General features: G+C 47.5%; 13 protein-coding genes and 3 pseudogenes. 8 read left to right on the forward strand and 8 right to left on the reverse strand.

Features of this window, described 5'->3' with window-relative positions; genetic code table 11:
• Positions 1 to 36: 36 nt before the first annotated feature.
• The 3 genes from K0335_RS21625 to K0335_RS21635 form a co-directional block, all read right to left on the reverse strand.
• A complete protein-coding gene (locus K0335_RS21625; protein WP_231825852.1) occupies positions 37 to 441 on the reverse strand; it encodes a hypothetical protein in 405 nt (134 codons plus the stop codon).
• Positions 442 to 1,031: 590 nt separating this feature from the next.
• Entirely contained in the window at positions 1,032 to 1,922 is an 891-nt protein-coding gene (locus K0335_RS21630) for an HNH endonuclease (protein ID WP_219394120.1), read from the reverse strand.
• Complete coding sequence (locus K0335_RS21635; protein ID WP_000889231.1) at positions 1,919 to 3,496, reverse strand: AAA family ATPase; 1,578 nt, start codon at positions 3,494 to 3,496, stop codon at positions 1,919 to 1,921. Before K0335_RS21635 ends, K0335_RS21630 begins: the two co-directional genes overlap by 4 nt.
• 770 nt (positions 3,497 to 4,266) lie before the next feature.
• On the opposite strand from K0335_RS21635, the gene K0335_RS21640 reads away from it, so the two are divergent.
• From K0335_RS21640 to pphC, 3 genes are all read left to right on the forward strand, one after another.
• Complete coding sequence (locus tag K0335_RS21640; RefSeq protein WP_100733667.1) at positions 4,267 to 4,323, forward strand: type I toxin-antitoxin system Ibs family toxin; 57 nt, start codon at positions 4,267 to 4,269, stop codon at positions 4,321 to 4,323.
• Positions 4,324 to 4,540: 217 nt separating this feature from the next.
• On the forward strand, positions 4,541 to 5,200 hold the full coding sequence (locus tag K0335_RS21645; protein WP_104919453.1) for a VWA domain-containing protein: 660 nt from the start codon (positions 4,541 to 4,543) through the stop codon (positions 5,198 to 5,200).
• Complete coding sequence (gene pphC / locus K0335_RS21650) at positions 5,197 to 5,958, forward strand: protein-serine/threonine phosphatase PphC (RefSeq protein ID WP_104919454.1); 762 nt, start codon at positions 5,197 to 5,199, stop codon at positions 5,956 to 5,958. The genes K0335_RS21645 and pphC overlap by 4 nt, the downstream gene beginning before the upstream one ends.
• Before the next feature lie 64 nt (positions 5,959 to 6,022).
• On the opposite strand, the gene K0335_RS21655 is transcribed toward pphC, so the two are convergent.
• Positions 6,023 to 6,484, reverse strand: coding sequence for a YegJ family protein (locus tag K0335_RS21655; RefSeq protein WP_104919455.1), 462 nt, complete (start codon positions 6,482 to 6,484; stop codon positions 6,023 to 6,025).
• A 200-nt stretch (positions 6,485 to 6,684) separates the two neighbouring features.
• On the opposite strand from K0335_RS21655, the pseudogene yegI reads away from it, so the two are divergent.
• Positions 6,685 to 8,612 (forward strand): annotated as a pseudogene (gene yegI, locus K0335_RS21660) (protein kinase YegI).
• A 12-nt stretch (positions 8,613 to 8,624) separates the two neighbouring features.
• On the opposite strand, the gene yegD reads toward yegI, so the two are convergent.
• The gene (gene yegD / locus K0335_RS21665; RefSeq protein WP_104919457.1) at positions 8,625 to 9,977 is read right to left on the reverse strand and encodes a molecular chaperone; all 1,353 of its coding nucleotides are present in this window, start codon (positions 9,975 to 9,977) and stop codon (positions 8,625 to 8,627) included.
• A gap of 133 nt (positions 9,978 to 10,110) precedes the next feature.
• On the opposite strand from yegD, the gene alkA reads away from it, so the two are divergent.
• Complete coding sequence (gene alkA, locus K0335_RS21670) at positions 10,111 to 10,968, forward strand: DNA-3-methyladenine glycosylase 2 (RefSeq protein ID WP_219394123.1); 858 nt, start codon at positions 10,111 to 10,113, stop codon at positions 10,966 to 10,968.
• Positions 10,969 to 11,005: 37 nt separating this feature from the next.
• On the opposite strand, the pseudogene K0335_RS21675 reads toward alkA, so the two are convergent.
• Positions 11,006 to 14,323 (reverse strand): annotated as a pseudogene (locus K0335_RS21675) (diguanylate cyclase).
• A 336-nt stretch (positions 14,324 to 14,659) separates the two neighbouring features.
• Here K0335_RS21675 and udk point away from each other — a divergent pair.
• From udk to asmA, 3 genes are all read left to right on the forward strand, one after another.
• Positions 14,660 to 15,301 (forward strand): uridine kinase, encoded by a 642-nt coding sequence (gene udk / locus K0335_RS21680; RefSeq protein WP_000132077.1) that lies wholly within the window; start codon positions 14,660 to 14,662, stop codon positions 15,299 to 15,301.
• A 91-nt stretch (positions 15,302 to 15,392) separates the two neighbouring features.
• Positions 15,393 to 15,974: a dCTP deaminase gene (dcd, locus tag K0335_RS21685; protein ID WP_219394125.1), complete on the forward strand. Its 582-nt coding sequence runs from the start codon at positions 15,393 to 15,395 to the stop codon at positions 15,972 to 15,974.
• Between the two features lie 21 nt (positions 15,975 to 15,995).
• Positions 15,996 to 17,849: an outer membrane assembly protein AsmA gene (gene asmA, locus K0335_RS21690; RefSeq protein WP_104919460.1), complete on the forward strand. Its 1,854-nt coding sequence runs from the start codon at positions 15,996 to 15,998 to the stop codon at positions 17,847 to 17,849.
• A gap of 52 nt (positions 17,850 to 17,901) precedes the next feature.
• Here the strand turns inward: asmA and K0335_RS21695 are convergent, their stop codons facing one another.
• Both K0335_RS21695 and K0335_RS21700 read right to left on the reverse strand, forming a co-directional pair.
• Positions 17,902 to 18,192, reverse strand: coding sequence for a helix-turn-helix domain-containing protein (locus K0335_RS21695; protein WP_000687872.1), 291 nt, complete (start codon positions 18,190 to 18,192; stop codon positions 17,902 to 17,904).
• A pseudogene (locus K0335_RS21700) lies at positions 18,182 to 18,349 on the reverse strand (type II toxin-antitoxin system RelE/ParE family toxin); the annotation flags it as partial. The gene K0335_RS21695 and the pseudogene K0335_RS21700, both read right to left, overlap by 11 nt.
• Positions 18,350 to 18,618 lie beyond the last annotated feature (269 nt).

Raw genomic sequence — 18,618 nt, forward strand, 5'->3', positions numbered from 1 at the left:
ATTTGATCATATGACAAGATGTGTATCCACCTTAACTTAATGATTTTTACCAAAATCATTAGGGGATTCATCAGTGTTTAACATACTTTCATTTGTAATAAACTCAATGTCATTTTCTTCAATGTAAGATGAAATAAGAGTAGCCTTTGCCTCGCTATACATTTCTAAATCGCCTTGTTTTTCTATCGTATTGCGAGAATTTTTAGCCCAAGCCATTAATGGATCATTTTTCCATTTTTCAATAACATTATTGTTATACCAAATGTCATATCCTATAATCTGGTTTTTGTTTTTTTGAATAATAAATGTTACTGTTCTTGCGGTTTGGAGGAATTGATTCAAATTCAAGCGAAATAATTCAGGGTCAAAATATGTATCAATGCAGCATTTGAGCAAGTGCGATAAATCTTTAAGTCTTCTTTCCCATGGTTTTTTAGTCATAAAACTCTCCATTTTGATAGGTTGCATGCTAGATGCTGATATATTTTAGAGGTGATAAAATTAACTGCTTAACTGTCAATGTAATACAAGTTGTTTGATCTTTGCAATGATTCTTATCAGAAACCATATAGTAAATTAGTTACACAGGAAATTTTTAATATTATTATTATCATTCATTATGTATTAAAATTAGAGTTGTGGCTTGGCTCTGCTAACACGTTGCTCATAGGAGATATGGTAGAGCCGCAGACACGTCGTATGCAGGAACGTGCTGCGGCTGGCTGGTGAACTTCCGATAGTGCGGGTGTTGAATGATTTCCAGTTGCTACCGATTTTACATATTTTTTGCATGAGAGAATTTGTACCACCTCCCACGGACCATCTATGACTGTACGCCACTGTCCCTAGGACTGCTATGTGCCGGAGCGGACATTACAAACGTCCTTCTCGGTGCATGCCACTGTTGCCAATGACCTGCCTAGGAATTGGTTAGCAAGTTACTACCGGATTTTGTAAAAACAGCCCTCCTCATATAAAAAGTATTCGTTCACTTCCGATAAGCGTCGTAATTTTCTATCTTTCATCATATTCTAGATCCCTCTGAAAAAATCTTCCGAGTTTGCTAGGCACTGATACATAACTCTTTTCCAATAATTGGGGAAGTCATTCAAATCTATAATAGGTTTCAGATTTGCTTCAATAAATTCTGACTGTCGCTGCTGAAACGTTGCGGTTGAACTATATTTCCTTATAACTTTTACGAAAGAGTTTCTTTGAGTAATCACTTCACTCAAGTGCTTCCCTGCCTCCAAACGATACCTGTTAGCAATATTTAATAGCTTGAAATGATGAAGAGCTCTGTGTTTGTCTTCCTGCCTCCAGTTCGCCGGGCATTCAACATAAAAACTGATAGCACCCGGAGTTCCGGAAACGAAATTTGCATATACCCATTGCTCACGAAAAAAAATGTCCTTGTCGATATAGGGATGAATCGCTTGGTGTACCTCATCTACTGCGAAAACTTGACCTTTCTCTCCCATATTGCAGTCGCGGCACGATGGAACTAAATTAATAGGCATCACCGAAAATTCAGGATAATGTGCAATAGGAAGAAAATGATCTATATTTTTTGTCTGTCCTATATCACCACAAAATGGACATTTTTCACCTGATGAAACAAGCATGTCATCGTAATATGTTCTAGCGGGTTTGTTTTTATCTCGGAGATTATTTTCATAAAGCTTTTCTAATTTAACCTTTGTCAGGTTACCAACTACTAAGGTTGTAGGCTCAAGAGGGTGTGTCCTGTCGTAGGTAAATAACTGACCTGTCGAGCTTAATATTCTATATTGTTGTTCTTTCTGCAAAAAAGTGGGGAAGTGAGTAATGAAATTATTTCTAACATTTATCTGCATCATACCTTCCGAGCATTTATTAAGCATTTCGCTATAAGTTCTCGCTGGAAGAGGTAGTTTTTTCATTGTACTTTACCTTCATCTCTGTTCATTATCATCGCTTTTAAAACGGTTCGACCTTCTAATCCTATCTGACCATTATAATTTTTTAGAATGGTTTCATAAGAAAGCTCTGAATCAACGGACTGCGATAATAAGTGGTGGTATCCAGAATTTGTCACTTCAAGTAAAAACACCTCACGAGTTAAAACACCTAAGTTCTCACCGAATGTCTCAATATCCGGACGGATAATATTTATTGCTTCTCTTGACCGTAGGACTTTCCACACGCAGGATTTTGGAACCTCTTGCAGTACTACTGGGGAATGAGTTGCAATTATTGCTACACCATTGCGTGCATCGAGTAAGTCGCTTAATGTTCGTAAAAAAGCAGAGAGCAAAGGTGGATGCAGATGAACCTCTGGTTCATCGAATAAAACTAATGACTTTTCGCCAACGACATCTACTAATCTTGTGATAGTAAATAAAACAATTGCATGTCCAGAGCTCATTCGAAGCAGATATTTCTGGATATTGTCATAAAACAATTTAGTGAATTTATCATCGTCCACTTGAATCTGTGGTTCATTACGTCTTAACTCTTCATATTTAGAAATGAGGCTGATGAGTTCCATATTTGAAAAGTTTTCATCACTACTTAGTTTTTTGATAGCTTCAAGCCAGAGTTGTCTTTTTCTATCTACTCTCATACAACCAATAAATGCTGAAATGAATTCTAAGCGGAGATCGCCTAGTGATTTTAAACTATTGCTGGCAGCATTCTTGAGTCCAATATAAAAGTATTGTGTACCTTTTGCTGGGTCAGGTTGTTCTTTAGGAGGAGTAAAAGGATCAAATGCACTAAACGAAACTGAAACAAGCGATCGAAAATATCCCTTTGGGATTCTTGACTCGATAAGTCTATTATTTTCAGAGAAAAAATATTCATTGTTTTCTGGGTTGGTGATTGCACCAATCATTCCATTCAAAATTGTTGTTTTACCACACCCATTCCGCCCGATAAAAGCATGAATGTTCGTGCTGGGCATAGAATTAACCGTCACCTCAAAAGGTATAGTTAAATCACTGAATCCGGGAGCACTTTTTCTATTAAATGAAAAGTGGAAATCTGACAATTCTGGCAAACCATTTAACACACGTGCGAACTGTCCATGAATTTCTGAAAGAGTTACCCCTCTAAGTAATGAGGTGTTAAGGACGCTTTCATTTTCAATGTCGGCTAATCGATTTGGCCATACTACTAAATCCTGAATAGCTTTAAGAAGGTTATGTTTAAAACCATCGCTTAATTTGCTGAGATTAACATAGTAGTCAATGCTTTCACCTAAGGAAAAAAACATTTCAGGGAGTTGACTGAATTTTTTATCTATTAATGAATAAGTGCTTACTTCTTCTTTTTGACCTACAAAACCAATTTTAACATTTCCGATATCGCATTTTTCACCATGCTCATCAAAGACAGTAAGATAAAACATTGTAACAAAGGAATAGTCATTCCAACCATCTGCTCGTAGGAATGCCTTATTTTTTTCTACTGCAGGAATATACCCGCCTCTTTCAATAACACTAAACTCCAACATATAGTAACCCTTAATTTTATTAAAATAACCGCAATTTATTTGGCGGCAACACAGGATCTCTCTTTTAAGTTACTCTCTATTACATACGTTTTCCATCTAAAAATTAGTAGTATTGAACTTAACGGGGCATCGTATTGTAGTTTTCCATATTTAGCTTTCTGCTTCCTTTTGGATAACCCACTGTTATTCATGTTGCATGGTGCACTGTTTATACCAACGATATAGTCTATTAATGCATATATAGTATCGCCGAACGATTAGCTCTTCAGGCTTCTGAAGAAGCGTTTCAAGTACTAATAAGCCGATAGATAGCCACGGACTTCGTAGCCATTTTTCATAAGTGTTAACTTCCGCTCCTCGCTCATAACAGACATTCACTACAGTTATGGCGGAAAGGTATGCATGCTGGGTGTGGGGAAGTCGTGAAAGAAAAGAAGTCAGCTGCGTCGTTTGACATCACTGCTATCTTCTTACTGGTTATGCAGGTCGTAGTGGGTGGCACACAAAGCTTTGCACTGGATTGCGAGGCTTTGTGCTTCTCTGGAGTGCGACAGGTTTGATGACAAAAAATTAGCGCAAGAAGACAAAAATCACCTTGCGCTAATGCTCTGTTACAGGTCACTAATACCATCTAAGTAGTTAATTCGTAGTGACTGCATATATTGCGTTTTGTCGCAATTTGTAGTCTATTATTTAACCGCAGCTTTGTGTAATGCGATGATTTTTAAGTGATTTGTATTATTTTGTCATCCTTTAATAAGGAAAGGGTCATGATGAAGATACTCATCATCGTGGTGCTCTTAGTCATTAGCTTACCGGCTTACTAAGACTACCAGGGCGGGGGAAACCCCGCTCTACCCTCACTCCTGAAAATATGTCACTCCGCCCTTACTGTCAATCGACGGATCCCCGTTCTTGCGAGGCGAATAGCAAAATTAACTGCCCCTCCGGGCTTAATTCTGAAAGTTTCTTCGTTTGTTCTTATTTCATTATTGCAGTCGGTATGATACCGGACCTCAATAATTCTCTAAGAAAGGATTTCTTATGAGCGAACAAATCACGTTTGCCACCAGCGATTTTGCCAGTAACCCGGAACCACGTTGCCCCTGCATTCTGCTGCTGGATGTTTCTGGCTCGATGAGCGGCAGACCCATTAATGAACTTAACGCCGGATTGGTTACCTTTCGCGATGAGCTGCTTGCCGATTCGCTGGCCTTAAAAAGAGTGGAACTCGGTATTGTGACGTTCGGCCCGGTGCATGTGGAACAACCATTTACCAGTGCCGCTAATTTTTTCCCGCCCATCCTGTTTGCCCAGGGGGATACACCAATGGGCGCAGCCATTACCAAAGCCATGAATATGGTTGAGGAACGGAAACGTGAGTACCGCGCAAATGGTATTTCGTATTATCGACCGTGGATTTTCCTGATCACTGATGGCGCACCAACCGATGAGTGGCAGGCTGCCGCCAACAAAGTGTCTCAGGGGGAAGAAGATAAAAAGTTTGCCTTCTTTTCCATCGGTGTTCAGGGGGCTGATATGAAGACCCTGGCACAAATCAGCGTTCGTCAGCCTTTACCACTGCAGGGATTACAATTCCGTGAACTGTTTAGCTGGTTATCCAGTTCACTGCGTTCGGTTTCCCGCTCCACGCCGGGAACGGAAGTTGTGCTGGAAGCGCCAAAAGGCTGGATGTCAGTGTGAGCTGGCGTCTGGTCTATGCATCAGCCGTCGGAACATCGCACATCAGCGCTGACTTGCCTTGCCAGGATGCCTGCCAGATACAGGTTGCCTGGCTAGAAGACCAGCAGCCATTATTGTCGGTATTTGTCGCTGATGGCGCAGGCAGCGTCTCGCAGGGAGGCGAAGGTGCGATGCTTGCCGTCAATGAAGCGATGGCTTATATATCGCAAAAAGTGCAGGGTGGGGAATTGGGGCTTAATGATGTCCTCGCAACGGATATTGTACTGACTATTCGTCAGCGATTTTTGGCCGAGGCAGAGGCCAAAGAATTAGCGGTTCGCGATTTTGCCTGCACATTTCTGGGACTGATTTCATCGCCTAACGGCACATTGATTATGCAGATTGGCGATGGTGGCGTGGTGGTAGATTTGGGGCACGGTTTGCAATTGCCGCTCACGCCGATGGTGGGTGAATATGCCAACATGACGCATTTCATTACCGATGAAGATGCCGTTTCCAGACTGGAAACTTTCACCAGCACTGAGCGTGCGCATAGAGTTGCAGCATTTACGGATGGTATTCAGAGACTGGCGTTAAATATGCTGGATAATTCTCCGCATGTGCCTTTCTTTACCCCGTTTTTCAATGGACTGGCGTCAGCAACGCAGGAACAACTCGATTTATTACCTGAATTGTTAAAGCAGTTTTTGTCCAGCCCGGCGGTAAACGAGCGTACGGATGATGATAAAACGTTGGCACTGGCGCTGTGGGCAGAGTGAGTTTCTCATGGCGGTTGAAGACAACAATTCAACCGCCAGTTTAAACAATAAATATAACGGTTGATTAGCGAACTAATTTTGCTCTTAGCTCGTCGGCTTCTTCTTTTTGATAGGTGACCAATAAAGGATCAATGGTATAACCGCCGTAAATTTTATCCCCGCGCGTATACATCCAGTCTGAAATATCTTCTTTCTTGATTTTCCACTCCTGGCCATATTCTACGTTTGTAACAATACCAGGGGCATTGCTGATTACGCCAATAAACATGCCGTTAGAATAAGTGACATCCGTAAGCCAGAAATGCTCGGTTTCTCCGCGATCGGTTATCGGGGCTTTGACTGCGAAAGTATCAGCATCTTTTTTATTCATAACTTCGATGAATTGATCGGTTTCTTTCCGCGCATGTTTAATCGCGTCAGACATCGCCTTTTTATCATAACCTCCTGTCACTAACGTATCCGAAATCTCACAATAGCCTGCGGTAGTAAAAAATAGCAGACTCAACATAAGTAATATCTTTTTCATTTTTTCTCCAGAATCCCTGTGTAGTAAAAGTTAGCAAAAAACCTGTGGAAGTGAATCATTATCAGGTTGGAATTGAATTGTATCCTGATGAAATTGCATTATCATTTTTATTCTTGAGTGGGACTCTTCCAATATAGAAATAATTATAATGGGCAGTGTTATTATTCATTGAAATATAATATGACTGCCCTTGAAACATTATGAAGACAAATATAAAAGTATTTACATCGACAGGTGAATTGACCACTCTCGGGCGTGAACTGGGCAAAGGCGGCGAAGGCGCGGTTTATGATATCGAGGAGTTTGTCGATAGCGTTGCCAAGATTTATCACACGCCGCCACCCGCCTTAAAACAGGATAAACTCGCCTTTATGGCTGCGACAGTTGACGCGCAGTTGCTGAATTATGTCGCCTGGCCGCAGGCAACGCTTCATAGTGGACGAGGTGGGAAGGTTATCGGTTTTATGATGCCGAAGGTTTCAGGTAAAGAACCGATTCATATGATCTATAGCCCGGCACATCGTCGTCAGAGTTACCCTCATTGTGCGTGGGATTTTCTCCTCTATGTTGCGCGCAATATTGCTTCATCTTTTGCTACGGTTCACGAGCACGGGCACGTCGTGGGTGACGTAAACCAGAACAGCTTTATGGTAGGCCGTGACAGCAAAGTGGTGTTGATTGATAGCGACTCCTTTCAGATTAACGCCAATGGAACGCTGCATTTATGCGAAGTGGGCGTGTCGCATTTTACGTCGCCAGAGCTGCAAACCTTGCCATCATTTGTCGGCTTTGAACGCACCGCGAATCACGATAATTTTGGCCTTGCGTTGCTGATATTTCACGTCTTGTTTGGTGGGCGGCATCCTTATTCTGGTGTGCCGCTTATCTCTGATGCGGGTAATGCGCTGGAGACGGATATTGCCCATTTTCGTTATGCCTACGCGTCAGACAATCAGAGACGTGGCTTAAAACCGCCGCCACGATCGATTCCGCTATCGATGTTACCGGGTGATGTTGCAGCCATGTTTCAGCAGGCATTCACGGAAAGTGGCGTGGCAACCGGGCGTCCGACGGCAAAAGCGTGGGTTGCGGCACTGGATTCTCTACGCCAACAGTTAAAGAAATGTACCGTTTCGGCAATGCATGTTTACCCCGGTCATTTGAGCTGGATAATCAAGGCGTTATCTATTTTATTGATCTCGGCGAAGAGGTCATTACCACCGGCGGGGATTTTGTGCTGGCGAAAGTCTGGGCGATGGTGATGGCGTCAGTAGCACCACCAGCATTGCAACTGCCATTACCCGATCATTTCCAACCGACTGGCAGGCCGCTTCCTTTAGGCCTGTTACGGCGTGAATACATCATTCTGATTGAGATCACACTGTCAGCGTTATCGCTGTTGCTTTGCGGTCTTCAGGCAGAACCGCGTTATATTATTTTGGTGCCTGTGCTGGCGGCTATCTGGATTATTGGCAGTCTGACAAGCAAAGCTTACAAAGCAGAAGTCCAGCACCGTCGTGAGGTATTTAATCGTGCGAAAATGGACTATGACCATTTAGTCAGCCAGATCCAACAGTTGGGCGGGTTGGAAGGTTTTATCGCCAAACGGACGATGCTCGAAAAAATGAAGGACGAAATTCTCGGTTTACCGGAAGAAGAAAAGCGCGCGGTGGCAGCACTTCACGACACCGCAAGGGAACGGCAGAAGCAGAAGTTTCTGGAGGGATTTTTTATTGATGTTGCCTCTATACCCGGTGTTGGCCCTGCGCGTAAAGCGGCGTTACGGTCTTTTGGTATTGAAACAGCAGCAGATGTTACCCGTCGTGGTGTTAAGCAAGTGAAAGGGTTTGGTGATCATCTGACACAGGCGGTTATCGACTGGAAAGCGAGTTGCGAACGCCGTTTTGTGTTCAGGCCGAATGAAGCGGTAACGCCAGCAGACAGACAAGCGGTAATGGCGAAAATGACCGCCAAACGACATCGGCTGGAATCGGCGTTGACTGTCGGTGCGACAGAGTTGCAGCGATTCCGCCTTCATGCTCCAGCACGGACCATGCCGTTGATGGAGCCGCTACGTCAGGCGGCAGAAAAACTGGCTCAGGCGCAGGCTGATTTAAGCCGCTGCTGAGCCATTTTTCAATTAATGAAACACCACTTCCGCCCAGCGTGCCAGCCCGGCGGTGACGGAGCCAAAGTCATCGCCGCCTGCAATCGGAATGCCCGGCAACTGTTCTGCCAGCGCTTTTTTAATCAGCGGCGATCGGGCGCTACCACCAGTCAGATAGATGACATCCGGTTTTTCCTGGGCGTTATCCAGCGCCAGTTGCACCTGTTCCAGAATTCGCGCCAGCGGCTGACTGAGGGCGTTTTCCAGCCCTTGTTGGCTAATCAGCGTTGCCAGTTCATCGCTGATAAACGGCAGCGATGCACGAGTTTCCGCTGCGCTGGAAAGGGCGATTTTGCTCTCTTCCGCGCTGCGTACCAGCCGATAACTTAAACGCTGACGCCAGACTTTCTGTAACAGGGCCACTTTCTCCGGTTCGCGGGCGTCGCGTACCAGATCGTTAAGCAGACGACCGTTAGCACTACTGTAGAAATCACTCTGCGCTGGTACATCGTTGATGGCAACCGCATTCCACCACGGCAGGATCGGCAGGGCGATGCCTTTTTCAGTTTCGCCACCCATGCCCAGTAACGGCATCAGGTTTTTAAACGCCAGTGCGATATCCAGATCGTTACCGCCAATACGGCAACCACTGTGCCCAAGCAGACTGGCTTCACGATCGAGGCGCGAACGCCATTGCGGCCCCATTAGCAGCAACGAACAGTCAGTAGTACCACCGCCGATATCCACCACCAGCACCCGTTTTTCTTCCTGCAAGGTGGCTTCGTAATCCAGCCCAGCCGCCACCGGCTCGTACTGGAATACCACATCCTTAAACCCGGCACGCTTTGCTGCGCGCTCCAGAATCCCTTGTGCCTGGGCGTTTGCTTCATCGCCGCCCAGCCCCTGGAAGTTGATCGGGCGACCAATCACCGCCTGGGTAATCGCTTCTGGCAATTGCGCCTGCGCCTGTTGGCGAATGTGCAGCATCATTGCGCAGACCAGATCCTCGAACAGCGCCACCTGCTGCGGTTTTAAGCCGCTGGCACCGAGGAACGATTTTGGTGATTTCACAAACCACACTTCTTCCGGATCATCAATGTACTGCGCCAGTGAGGAAAGACCGAACTGCACGCTTTTCGCCGTGACATCGATATCTTCTTCGCGGTTATAACGAATTGCCCGACGTAACAGCGCCTGCGTTTCATTGTCGTCTGCCGGAACATCATGATGGCGGTACAGCCATTCGCTTACCGCTTCACGCGTTGGCGCGCAAAGCATTGAAGGCAGCAGCGTGCTGTCGTTTTCCATTTTTAGCAAATGCGGTTTACCGTCACGCATGACCGCCACTGAACAGTTTGCTGTACCGTAATCAAAACCAATAAACACGAAATAATCCCCATGCCGGTGAAGAAGGGGCGTGACTTTAGCGAAATGTTGCCGTCGCGACAACCGGAATATAAAAGCAAAGCGCAGCGTCTGAATAACGTTTATGCTGAAAGCGGATTAACAAGGAGATGCGATGTATACCCTGAACTGGCAGCCGCCGTATGACTGGTCGTGGATGTTGGGTTTTCTCGCCGCTCGTGCGGTGAGCGGTGTGGAAACGGTCGCTGACGATTTTTATGCCCGTAGTCTGGCGGTGGGCGAATATCGCGGCGTGGTGACTGCTATTCCGGATATAGCCAGCCATACTCTGCACATAAATTTAAGTGCAGGTTTAGAACCTGTTGCCGCTGAGTGTCTGGCGAAAATGAGCCGCCTGTTTGATCTGCAATGTAACCCGCAGATTGTGAACGGTGCGTTGGGCGAGTTAGGCGCGGCGCGGCCCGGATTGCGTTTACCTGGTTGTGTTGATGCTTTTGAGCAGGGCGTGCGGGCGATTTTAGGCCAACTGGTGAGCGTGGCGATGGCGGCAAAATTGACCGCCAGAGTGGCACAGCTTTATGGCGAACGGCTGGATTATTTTCCGGAGTATGTCTGTTTCCCCACGCCTCAGCGGCTGGCGGTAGCCGACCCGCAGGCATTAAAAGCGTTAGGTATGCCGTTGAAACGGGCAGAGGCGCTGATTCATCTGGCAAATGCGGCGCTGGAGGGCACCTTACCAATGATAATACCGGGCGACGTAGAACAAGCGATGAAAACGCTGCAAACTTTTCCGGGTATCGGGCGCTGGACGGCGAATTATTTCGCCTTGCGCGGCTGGCAGGCGAAAGATGTTTTTCTGCCGGATGATTATCTGATTAAACAGCGATTTCCGGGAATGACACCGGCACAAATCCGCCGTTATGCCGAGCGCTGGAAGCCCTGGCGTTCTTATGCGCTGTTGCATATCTGGTATACGGAAGGCTGGCAACCCGACGGAACGGACGAATTGTAGGCCTGATACGTCGCATCAGGCGATGGGGAAGCACGCCTTAGTTAATCGCGAAATAACTGCTATTCACCAGCAAATCCAGCGGTTGGGCATCGGCAATCACATCGCCATAAATCAGATCGACGCCGATGCCAGAAAGCGTATCCATCACCAGGGGTAAAACTACTGGCCCGGCGATGGTCTTCATCCCGAGCCGCTGAGCGTGCCCCTGAATGATCGTAATCAGCATCTCATCCATCAAATTACCCTGCACGCTGGCGCATAGCTCACCGTCAAGTAGCAGGTAATCTGCCATATTCGCTTTCAGCGTGTTGAAAATTTGCAGATCGCGACCCACCTGGCTGAGCACTATCCGACATCCCGCCAGCCGCAGTTTTTGCACGCTTTCTGCGTGATCGAAAACCGCTTCTGCCGGAATAATCAGATGTAATAACCGTGGTGGTAGAGGGCTATTTTCCAGTTGCTCAAGCAGTTCATTCACCAGCGCGGCGCTACTCAAACCGGCAACAGAAAGGGGGAGGGCGATGCTTAAGCCTTTACTGGCAATCGCTTTTGCGGTCTGCTGGAAAAATTCATGGAGTACCCGGCGGTCAAGAGCATGGTTAAGCGCCGGATCACCGAAGCTACGACGAAATGTTTGTTCATCAAAAATCTCGCCTTCGCAACCCCAGAGTTTTAGTGATATCAACCACAAATTACGCGCTTCCGGGATCCGTGGTGAAGCGACGCCGTGGGCAATCATCATCAACTGATTCTCTTTAATCATCCGCCACTGTTCATCAATCGACATCGCCGCCCGTTCGATATGTGCGTCAGCTTGCTGCGGTTCGTAAACTGTCACCCGGCCGCGGCCACCATTTTTGGAGGCATAACAGGCGATGTCAGCCTGCGACATCACTTCAACCGCCTGATGATTGTTGTCATCAATCAAGGTAATCCCGGCACTGGCACCTACCCGATGTACACGTCCTTCCCATATAAAGTGATAGTCATTCACGGCGCTGATAATGCGTGTAGCGATAAAACGCGCGCTTTCGACATTACAGTCTGGCAGCAGCAGACCAAATTCATCGCCACCGAGTCGCGCAAGTACGTCGCTGGAGCGCAGCATACTCAGCATCAATGATGCCAGTTCGCGCAGCAAAGCGTCGCCAGCGGCGTGCCCGGCGCTGTCATTCACCGCTTTAAAGCGATCAAGATCGATAAACACCAGTGCATGTCGCTGATGTGTACTGTTTACCGTTTGCAGCAGGATGCGTAGTTGCTTCTCAAAACTGGCGCGATTGGCGAGATGCGTCAGTGCATCATGGGAGGCGCTGTAGCTAAGTTGGCGCAGCATTTTGCGTGATTCGGTGACGTCCTGAATCACCAGTACTGAGCCTATATTGCTGCCGTCCAGAGTACTTAGTGGCGTAATGCTGTAATGCACGTCGTAGCTGCCGCCGCTCCGGCAGTGCAACACTACATCTTGTTCAATCGCGGAACGCGAGGTGTCGGCACTGTAAATGTTCTCCATCAGGGGACCATTGTCGCCAAAGGTAATATGCAACACCGTCAGCAGCGGAACCCCCAACGCTTCCTCCTGCATCCAGCCGCTCATCTTCTCCGCCACCGGATTCATAAAGGTAATTTTCATTGCCATATCAATACAGACCACAGCTTCGCCGATGGAGTCCAGCGTAATGTGCAGGCGCTCTTTTTCCTGAAACAATGCCTCGTTAAGCTGTTTAACCTCAGTCATATCCATATTAATGCCGAGCAGGCGTTCGACTTCGCCTTCTTTATTCAGTACCCGGTTAGCGAGGGCGCGGATATGGCGGATGCCATCTTTCACGGCAATGCGAAATTCCAGTTTAAAGGGAGAGCGTGATTACAATGAATCGCGAATCACTTTTTCGGCGTGCTGGCGATCTTCCGGCAGCACGCACTCGTACCACACTTGCCAGTTCGGTTTGATATGCGGAGGAATTTCATACAGCTCGAACATCCGCTTATCCCAGCTAAAAATATCCGGTTTCAGCTCCCATTCCCAGATACCAATCCCGCCCGCTTCATTAGCCAGTGTAATGCGTTCCATCAGGCGTTTGTTTATGTGTTCAGTACGTTTGAGCTCATTGATATCTTCGATCTGGGCGATAAAGTAGAGCGGCGTACCATCGGTGTGGCGTACCAGTGAGACAGCAAGCAATGCCCAAACAATATCGCCAGTACGATTGTAGTAACGCTTTTCCATCGAATAGGTATTGATCTCACCATTAATGAGTTTCTCAACCTGTTGCAGATCTTTATTGAGATCTTCCGGCCAGGTCAGTTGCTGAAAGGTGAGGGCGCGTAGCTCATCCTGGTTGTAACCGAGAAACTGACATAAGGCTTTATTGGTTTGCAGCCATTGTCCTTCCGTTCCCACAAGAGCCATGCCGATGGCGGAATACTCCATAGCGTTGCGAAAACGGGTTTCGCTTTCGGAAATGTGTTTGCGTTCCGCACGAAAGGCATACATCACCATAGTCATGATGTTGGCGGGCAGCAGGATCAGTAAAAACGGTAGCCACGGCATATGGCTCATCAGGTACGTTCGCGGCGTAGCAAGCAGGGAGGGATCCGCGGCCATCATCAGCGACACCATCATCACCGTGGTAAGGAAAATCAAAAAGGCTTCCATTCGTGGCAGGCGCACGGCGCTCCACATCAGCAGCACAATAATGAAAGTAAAAGGCCACGGTAGATACAGCATCGAAAGCCAGCTTAACGTCAGTGTGATGGCTAACGTGAGCAGTGACTCAAAAAGCAACCGAGGGTTGCGATGGCGCAACAGATAATGTGGCTTAAATAACAATCCCAGCGGCACCAGTGCCAGAGCGCCGATGGATTCTGAAAGGACCCAGATAAAAAATGATCTTAAAGGATCGTCTCCAGGGGTAATCAGGAGAATAAGTACGCCGCCCAGCAACGGGGGAACTATGGCACTGCCAAACGCCAGACGTAACCAGTCATTTAGATTTTTTAGAGGGTTATACCATGGCAACAATTTACGCAGGAGGAGGGCGCCTGTAGCCGCTTCAACAATGTTGATTCCCGTCCAGATCATATTCAGGGAACTGGTAGAGAAAAGGAGAACGGATGCCGCGATATTGCCCAGCGAGCAAGTCAGCGCAATGCCTGGCCACATCCGTCCTGCATGGCGGTAAAACGCTACCATCATAATCGAGGTGGGAAACCAGAGTGGCGCCAGTTGGTTACCAAACTGAGAAAGCTCAAGAGAGAACAGAGTAAAAATAAAAGAAACTAAACCTAAACTGACCAGGTGCAGTAGCGGATGTGGCAGGGTAACTAAAACATGTTGGGATGGTTTACTCATTACTGCTCAATCCGAATGGCCAGATCGTCGCGGATATACCGGACGTTTCAGTGTGAATTTCTGTTTATGCTAGTACAAAAGTTTTACATTTTATATGTGGATTGTTCATAAAATGACGCATCAGGTGATATTTCGTTCGCTGTGAACTAACATTTTTAACTTTGTATTAAAATTGCGCGAATTAATTTGCGTCAGGGAATTATTCGACTAAATTTATGCCCTAACCGTGCAGGCGCTATTCGACTGGTATCAGACGGATGAAATCCCTATAATTGCCGCGTTTGGCGTTTCGACGCTCCCCTTCCTAACATCCAGGTTATTCAGGTCGCTAAATATATGACTGATCAGTCTCATCAGTGCGTCATTATCGGTATCGCTGGCGCATCGGCTTCCGGCAAGAGTCTTATTGCCAGTACCCTTTATCGTGAACTGCGTGAACAAGTGGGCGATGAACACATCGGCGTTATTCCGGAAGATTGCTACTACAAAGATCAAAGCCATCTGTCGATGGAAGAGCGGGTTAAAACTAATTATGACCATCCCAGCGCGATGGATCATAGCCTGCTTCTTGAACATCTTCAGGCACTTAAACGTGGCTCGGCCATTGACCTGCCGGTTTACAGTTACGTAGAACACACGCGAATGAAAGAAACGGTGAAGGTTGAACCGAAGAAAGTCATCATTCTCGAAGGCATCTTATTGCTGACAGATGCACGGCTGCGTGACGAATTGAATTTCTCTATTTTTGTCGATACTCCGCTGGATATCTGCCTGATGCGCCGCATCAAGCGCGACGTTAATGAGCGTGGTCGTTCGATGGATTCCGTGATGGCGCAATATCAAAAAACTGTGCGCCCGATGTTCCTGCAATTTATTGAACCTTCCAAGCAATATGCGGATATTATCGTGCCGCGCGGCGGGAAAAACCGCATCGCGATCGATATATTGAAAGCAAAAATTAGTCAGTTCTTTGAATAAGTTTTGTGAATTGTGTACCGTTCAGTGATAACCTGGTATGCCCTTGACGCAAAAGGCGTTAAGGGAGTGATGCGCGAAAGGAGAAAGTGCCATGCGTCTGTGTGACCGCGATATTGAAGCCTGGCTTGATGAAGGCCGTTTGTCGATCAACCCACGTCCGCCAGTGGAGCGTATTAATGGCGCGACGGTGGATGTGCGCCTGGGCAATAAATTTCGTACCTTCCGTGGTCACACGGCAGCGTTTATCGATCTGAGCGGCCCCAAAGATGAAGTGAGCGCCGCGCTTGATCGTGTGATGAGCGACGAGATTGTGCTCGACGAGGGTGAAGCGTTTTATCTCCATCCGGGAGAGCTGGCGCTGGCGGTAACGCTGGAGTCAGTAACACTGCCTGCCGATCTGGTTGGCTGGCTGGACGGGCGTTCCTCCCTGGCTCGTCTGGGGCTGATGGTACACGTTACCGCACACCGTATCGATCCAGGCTGGTCTGGCTGCATTGTGCTGGAGTTTTACAACTCTGGTAAACTGCCGCTCGCTTTGCGCTCAGGTATGTTAATTGGTGCGCTGAGCTTTGAGCCGCTTTCCGGCCCGGCGGCACGCCCGTACAACCGCCGCGAAGACGCGAAATATCGCAACCAGCAGGGTGCGGTAGCCAGCCGGATCGATAAAGACTAATTCTGGTCCATTGAGGATACCATGAGACGATTTCTGACCACGCTGATGATTCTCCTGGTCGTGCTGGTGGCGGGTTTTTCTGCGTTAGTACTGCTGGTTAATCCGAATGATTTCCGTGATTACATGGTAAAGCAGGTTGCCGCGCGAAGTGGTTATCAGCTTCAGTTAGATGGTCCTCTGCGCTGGCACGTCTGGCCGCAGCTTAGTATCCTTTCTGGTCGCACAATATTAACGGCACAGGGTGCCAGCCAACCGCTGGTCCGTGCCGATAATATGCGCCTTGATGTGGCCCTCTGGCCTTTGTTAAGTCATCAACTCAGCGTTAAGCAAGTCATGCTCAAAGGGGCAGTGATTCAACTGACACCGGAAACAGAAGCGGTGCGCAGTGAAGATGCCCCGGTAGCGCCGAAAGACAATACATTACCCGATAACGCAGAAGATCGTGGCTGGTCGTTTGATATCGCCAGCCTGCGAGTCAGTGACAGCGTGCTGGTGTTCCAGCATGAAGATGACGAGCAGGTTACGGTGCGTGATATCCGCCTGCAAATGGAGCAGGACTCACAACATCGCGGATCGTTTGAGTTTTCCGGGCGGGTAAATCGCGACCAACGTGATCTCTCTTTATCGCTCAAAGGTACGGTTGATGCCTCTGATTATCCACATGATTTAACGGCAGATATTCAACAGATTGACTGGCAGTTGCAGGGTGCTGATCTGCCGAAGCAGGGGATTCAGGGCCATGGTCAGTTCAGGGCTCAGTGGCAGGAAGCGCAAAAACGTCTCTCTTTTGAACAAATCAATTTAACCGCTAACGACAGTAATCTTACCGGTCAGGCGCAGGTAGCGCTGCTTGAGAAGCCAGAATGGCTGCTCAGATTGCAATTTGCCCAGTTAAATCTGGATAATTTGCTGCCAATGAATGATGTGATGACTACGCAAAATGGCGTTGCTCAACAGGGACAAAACCAGCCGACGCTGCCACGTCCGGTAATTTCCTCACGCATTGATGAACCCGCGTATCAGGGGCTGAAAGGCTTTGCGGCAGATATTTTGTTGCAGGCCAATAACGTGCGCTGGCGTGGAATGGATTTTGCCGATGTCACTGCGCAAATGACCAACAAGGCGGGGCTGCTGGAGATTATCCAGTTGCAGGGCAAACTTAACCAGGGTGTTGTGTCGTTACCCGGTACGCTGGATGCCACAGCCTCTCATCCGCGTATAGTTTTCCATCCACGACTGGAAAATGTCGAGATTGGCACCATCCTGAATGCCTTTAACTACCCCATCTCACTAACGGGGAAAATGTCGCTGGCGGGGGATTTCTCTGGTGCTGATATTGATGCTAACGCATTCCGCCACACCTGGCAGGGGACGGCGCATGTCGAAATGGCCGATACGCGCATGGAAGGGATGAACTTCCAGCAGATAATCCAACAAGCGGTAGAACGTAATGGTGGTGATGTGAAGGCCGCTGAAAACTTCGATAACGTGACCCGGCTTGATCACTTCTCTACCGATTTGACGCTCGACAATGGCGTTGTGACTCTTGATGACATGCAGGGTGAGTCGCCCATGCTGGCGCTTTCCGGGGCTGGAACGTTGAATATGGCTGAGCAAACCTGCGACACCCAGTTTGATATTCGGGTCGTGGGTGGCTGGAACGGGGAAAGCAAACTGATTGATTTCCTTAAAGAAACTCCGGTTCCTTTGCGGGTTTATGGCAACTGGCAGCAACTTAATTACAGCCTGCAAGTGGACCAGCTGCTACGCAAACATCTCCAGGACGAAGCGAAACGTCGCCTGAATGACTGGGCCGAGCGGAATAAAGATTCCCGCAATGGCAAAGATGTGAAGAAGTTGCTGGAGAAGATGTAAGACAAGTTATGCAGATGGCGGCGTTAATTTGTCGCCATTTGTCTTTATGGCACTAAGCAGCATGTGGATATTGAACTTCAATACGTTGAATATGCAACCCTGCATGAGCCATCATGGTGATCAATTTATCGATACTAAAGATCTGGATTTTACCTCTGGCAAGTTCAGATATGCGAGGTTGAGTGACCCCTAAAGCAGAAGCTGCCTGAGCCTGGCTAAACCCTTGTTGTTCAATCCAGTTATTAATGATCGTAACAAGTTCGGCACGGATCCGCATATTTTCCGCTTGTTCAGGGGTGTCACTCACTGCATCCCACACACTATCAAAGGTTTCAATTTTCATTTTTCCGCTCCTGAACAAGTTCTTTATAGCGTCGTTTGGCTAAATCAATATCCGATTGACTGGTAGTCTGTGTTTTCTTTTGAAAACAATGCAATACGTAAACCGCTTCTTCAAATTTTGCGACATACATGACGCGATAGATCCCATCAGCATCGCGAGCGGCGGCACCATTATATTCTGAATATGTAAGATCGAAGGCTGTTCCGTTCACTTGATGTTCCTCGCTACTATGGAACGCTCAAGCCGGTGAACGTGCCAGGGTGGCTCAATCGCCACCACCCTGGCAACCCGGGCTCCCGGCGGTAAATCGCCGCTGGCGCGGTTCCCTCATCTTATTCCTTTCGGCTATCGGGTCGGGCGCGAGGTAACATATATGGACGCTCCCGGAATGCAATGCTTTCTTCAGTTATGTAATAAAACGGGTAG

The organism is Escherichia sp. GZ89, from assembly GCF_019366485.1.
In the GTDB taxonomy this organism is placed as follows: domain Bacteria; phylum Pseudomonadota; class Gammaproteobacteria; order Enterobacterales; family Enterobacteriaceae; genus Escherichia; species Escherichia fergusonii.

Coding starts and splice junctions, on each gene's coding strand:
- K0335_RS21625 (WP_231825852.1), bottom strand. CDS start 441: ATGACTAAAAAACCATGGGAAAGAAGACTTAAAGATTTATCGCACTTG.
- K0335_RS21630 (WP_219394120.1), bottom strand. CDS start 1,922: ATGAAAAAACTACCTCTTCCAGCGAGAACTTATAGCGAAATGCTTAAT.
- K0335_RS21635 (WP_000889231.1), bottom strand. CDS start 3,496: ATGTTGGAGTTTAGTGTTATTGAAAGAGGCGGGTATATTCCTGCAGTA.
- K0335_RS21645 (WP_104919453.1), top strand. CDS start 4,541: ATGAGCGAACAAATCACGTTTGCCACCAGCGATTTTGCCAGTAACCCG.
- K0335_RS21655 (WP_104919455.1), bottom strand. CDS start 6,484: ATGAAAAAGATATTACTTATGTTGAGTCTGCTATTTTTTACTACCGCA.
- alkA (WP_219394123.1), top strand. CDS start 10,111: ATGTATACCCTGAACTGGCAGCCGCCGTATGACTGGTCGTGGATGTTG.
- udk (WP_000132077.1), top strand. CDS start 14,660: ATGACTGATCAGTCTCATCAGTGCGTCATTATCGGTATCGCTGGCGCA.
- dcd (WP_219394125.1), top strand. CDS start 15,393: ATGCGTCTGTGTGACCGCGATATTGAAGCCTGGCTTGATGAAGGCCGT.
- asmA (WP_104919460.1), top strand. CDS start 15,996: ATGAGACGATTTCTGACCACGCTGATGATTCTCCTGGTCGTGCTGGTG.
- K0335_RS21695 (WP_000687872.1), bottom strand. CDS start 18,192: ATGAAAATTGAAACCTTTGATAGTGTGTGGGATGCAGTGAGTGACACC.